We start from the raw sequence: 1,259 nt of genomic DNA on the forward strand, positions 1-1,259 counted from the left end.
CTTCTGCTCCCAGCGAAAGCCCTTGCCCACGAACAGCCGCTCATTGCTGACCGGGATCTCCTTGCTGGTCATGCTGTAGAACGACAAACGCCGGATATTCCGTCGGTAGCGCAGCACGCGCAGCGCCTGGCGCAAGCGGTAGATCCCGAAGCCGAGGAAGGCCACGGCCGTGACCAGGCCGAACAACGGCGTCAGGGCGACCGCCCAGGGCGCGAAGACGCACAGGAAGGCCATCGCCAGGCACACCTGCACGGTGTAAAGCTCCACAGCAGGCCGCAGCAGCGTGTCCAGGGCATGATTGCGGGCCATGGTCAGCGCTCCAACTCGCCAGAGCCTGGCAGTGACAGGGCCGCGGCGTGCTCTTTACGGATAGCTTCGGCTTCGCCACGCGGTAGTGCTGCTTCAAAGCGCTCACAGAGGGTCAGCTCATCGTCCATAGAGCGGCCAGTGATCTCGCCGCCATGAAGCTCGACCAAGACCTCGACGTCGCCTGCAAGCGCAGCGCGTGCTTTTTGATGGTCGGGCAGGCGAATGACCATGGTTAGATAGAACGAAGCACCTGCCCGTGTTGGACCGAAGGTGAAGTTTTCGTCCTGAGGGGGGCTCACCTCATACGCATCCTGTTGGTGGCTGATATCGGCAGCTGGGTATGGAGCCTGAAATCTGGGCACTGGGACGTCCTATTGCTCAAGGGCAGTTGGGGTGATGAGCACGGGGTAGTGGGCAAGGCCCAGGCGAGCGGCCAGGTCATCGCCGACGACAGGGCTGACGGCCAGGCCGTCAGTCCAGCTGCGGATCACCGCTAGGCGTTCGGCACTGGCGACGTTGACGGCCAGGCCAACGGCGCCGAGGCGCTGCAGCGTTTCGCCGCGGCTGGCCAGCCATTGCCGAGACAGGTCGTCATCGCCGACCAGGAAAAAGGGCTGCAGGCCAGGCGCGTTGAGTGCGCGGCCCTGGACAGTCCCGGGCGTCAGCCGCAGTGATCGCACCGGGAAGCCCTGCGCCATGCTGGGCTGGGGCACTGGTGCCTGGCGCTGCGCCGTTACAGGCTCAGGATTGAGGCCCTGGTAGTAAGGCAAGGCGGAGACGCCGCCGCGGTCATCGACCACGATGAGGCTGGCGGCCTGGGCGGCCAGGGGCAGGGTCAGGGCGAGCAGCGAAAGGACCTTGTTCATGGATTCGAGGCCAGGAGGTTCATGCCGGTCACCCGGCTCAGGTGTTTGGCGAAGAGCTCGCGGTACTTGGCGGCAGGCGCGCCG

2 protein-coding genes and 2 pseudogenes are annotated in these 1,259 nt (G+C 65.3%); all 4 read right to left on the reverse strand.

Going from position 1 to position 1,259, the window contains the following annotated elements:
* Nucleotides 1–309: pseudogene (locus GSQ95_RS24335) on the reverse strand (conjugative coupling factor TraD, PFGI-1 class); the annotation flags it as partial.
* Between the two features lie 2 nt (nucleotides 310–311).
* Nucleotides 312–608, reverse strand: coding sequence for a hypothetical protein (locus GSQ95_RS24340; RefSeq protein WP_158897145.1), 297 nt, complete (start codon nucleotides 606–608; stop codon nucleotides 312–314).
* 72 nt (nucleotides 609–680) lie between these two features.
* The gene (locus GSQ95_RS24345) at nucleotides 681–1,175 is read right to left on the reverse strand and encodes an integrating conjugative element protein (protein ID WP_158897146.1); all 495 of its coding nucleotides are present in this window, start codon (nucleotides 1,173–1,175) and stop codon (nucleotides 681–683) included.
* Nucleotides 1,172–1,259 (reverse strand): annotated as a pseudogene (locus GSQ95_RS26755) (lytic transglycosylase domain-containing protein); the annotation flags it as partial. The pseudogene GSQ95_RS26755 and the gene GSQ95_RS24345, both read right to left, overlap by 4 nt.

Source organism: Pseudomonas sp. BAV 4579, assembly GCF_009765395.1.
Classification (GTDB): Bacteria; Pseudomonadota; Gammaproteobacteria; order Pseudomonadales; family Pseudomonadaceae; genus Chryseomonas; species Chryseomonas aestiva.

What these genes read in the sequence shown, in the direction of transcription:
- GSQ95_RS24345 (WP_158897146.1), bottom strand. Translation starts at nt 1,175, where the DNA reads ATGAACAAGGTCCTTTCGCTGCTCGCCCTGACCCTGCCCCTGGCCGCC.